The sequence below is a fragment of the Phenylobacterium sp. 58.2.17 genome, assembly GCF_026411515.1.
Lineage (GTDB): Bacteria > Pseudomonadota > Alphaproteobacteria > Caulobacterales > Caulobacteraceae > Phenylobacterium.
Genome location: NZ_JAPMTQ010000095.1, coordinates 1 through 2,124 on the forward strand (window position 1 = coordinate 1; position 2,124 = coordinate 2,124).

The window sequence follows — 2,124 nt, forward strand, 5'->3', positions numbered from 1 at the left end:
CCCGCGCCGCCGGCCGTGATCGTCGCCCCGAACTGGCTCAAGCGGCCCGGCCCCAGCGAGTTCGCCCGCTTCTATCCGGACTCCGCCCAGCGGCGCGGCGTCGGCGGCACGGCGACGATATCCTGCCAGGTCAGCGCCGCCGGCTCGCTCAGCGGCTGTTCGATCGCCCGGGAGTCGCCGGCCGACGAGGGCTTCGGCCGCGCCGCGCTCAAGCTCGCCCCCTACTTCCGGATGAGCCCCATGACCCGCGACGGCCAGCCGGTGGAAGGCGGCACGGTGCAGATCCCGATCCGCTTCAATCTCGGCTGATAAGGCCCGGCCTCGGCCTGCTCAGTAGCTCTTGGGCAGGCCGAGCACCCGCTCGGCGATGTAGTTCATCACCATTTCACGGCTGATCGGCGCGATGCGGGCGATCATCGCCTCGCGGAAGTAGCGCTCGACGTCGAATTCCTTGGCGTAGCCCATGCCGCCGTGCGCCAGCACCGCGGACTCGCAGGCATGGAAACCCGCCTCCCCACCCAGGTACTTGGCCGCATTGGCCTCGGCCCCGCACTCGCGCCCGGCGTCGAACAGCGCCGCGGCCTTGAACGCCATCAGGTTGGCCGCCTCCAGTTCGGCCCAGGACTTGGCCAGCGGATGGGCGACGCCCTGATTCTGGCCGATCGGCCGGCCGAACACGATCCGCTCCTTGGCGTAGGTCGAGGCCCGCGCCAGCGCCGCGCGGCCCAGTCCCACCGCCTCGGCGGCGAACAGCACCCGCTCGGGATTGAGCCCGTCGAGCAGGTAGTAGAACCCGCGCCCCTCCTCGCCGATCAGGTCGCCGGCCGGGACCTCGAGGTTGTCGATGAAGACGCTGTTCGACTCGACCGCCTTGCGGCCCATCTTCGGGATCACCGTCGCGCTGATCTTCGAGCGGTCGAAGTCGGTGTAGAACAGGCTCAGGCCCTCGGTCGGCTTCTTGACCTGATCCTTGGGCGTGGTCCGCGCGATGATCAGCATCTTGTTGGCGCGCTGGGCCATGGTGGTCCACACCTTGCGGCCCGAGATCACATAGCCGTCGTTGGTGCGCGTCGCCCGCGTCGTCAGGCTCGTGGTGTCGAGGCCGGAGTCCGGCTCGGTGATGCCGATGCAGATCTTGTCTTCGCCGGACATCAGCCGCGGGATCGCCCGGTTCCTGAGTTCCTGGCTGCCATACCTGACGATCGGCATCGGTCCGAAGATGTTCAGGTGCATGGCGCTGGCGCCGGAGAACCCGGCTCCCGACTGCGTCACCGCCTGCATGACCAGCGCCGCCTCGGTCAGCCCCAGGCCGGCCCCGCCCAGCTCGGCCGGCATGGCCGTGCCCAGCCAACCGCCGGCGGCCATGGCGGCGACGAATTCCTCGGGAAAATCGCCGGTCTCGTCGGTCCTGCGCCAATAGTCGGCGTCGAACTGGGCGCAGAGCCGGCTCACGCTCTCGACGATGGCTTCCTGTTCCTCGTTCAACCAGAAGCCGCTCATCGCTCTCTCCCTACTTCGCCGGCGCGTCGAACCTCGCCGGACTCATGGCGTCGGCAAAAGGACCAGCTTCCCCTTCCGTCACGCAAGCCACGATCAACCGCGCGACCAGCGGGGCCAGCAGCCAGCCATTGCGCCGCGCGCCGACCGCCAGCAGCACGTCCTGATGCCGCCCGCGGCCGACCATGGGAAGTCCGTCGGGCGTAGCCCCACGCACCCCGGTCTCGGCCTGGAAGCTGGCCTCGGCCAGGTACGGGAACAGCCTCGCCCCAGCCGCCTTCAACGGCTCGACCTTGGCCGGCTCCACCGCTCGGTCGCCAAGCCCGGCCTCCATCGTCGCCCCGATGGTCAGCCCGCCGGGCGCGCCGGTGACATAGGCTCCCTGACCGCGCACCACCACGCCGCGATAGGCCCGCTCGCGGCTGCGCAGGATGTGGCCCTTGATCGGCGAGACGTGCGACAGCTCCGGCGCGACCACCGCCAGGTCGCGCCCGGCGCCGGTGGCGATCACCAGCCGCTCGCCGCCCTCGAATCCGCTCGCCGCCTGCTGGCGGAACTCGACCCCGGCCTCGCGCGCGGCGCGGCGCAGCGCCGCCAGCCCCGCGCCGGCCTCGATCCGCCAATCCA

3 protein-coding genes are annotated in these 2,124 nt (G+C 70.7%); 1 reads left to right on the forward strand and 2 read right to left on the reverse strand.

The window, feature by feature from the left end:
* Positions 1 to 309, forward strand: a 309-nt coding sequence (locus OUA97_RS23140; protein ID WP_267234437.1) for an energy transducer TonB, incomplete at its 5' end; no start/stop codon positions are given.
* Between the two features lie 21 nt (positions 310 to 330).
* On the opposite strand, the gene OUA97_RS23145 is transcribed toward OUA97_RS23140, so the two are convergent.
* Together OUA97_RS23145 and OUA97_RS23150 are read right to left on the reverse strand one after the other, a co-directional pair.
* Positions 331 to 1,500 carry an acyl-CoA dehydrogenase family protein gene (locus tag OUA97_RS23145; protein ID WP_267234438.1) on the reverse strand — a complete coding sequence of 390 codons (1,170 nt, stop codon included), beginning with the start codon at positions 1,498 to 1,500 and terminating at the stop codon, positions 331 to 333.
* Between the two features lie 10 nt (positions 1,501 to 1,510).
* Positions 1,511 to 2,124 (reverse strand): NAD(P)/FAD-dependent oxidoreductase (locus OUA97_RS23150; RefSeq protein ID WP_267234439.1); only part of this gene is annotated, 614 nt, incomplete at its 5' end.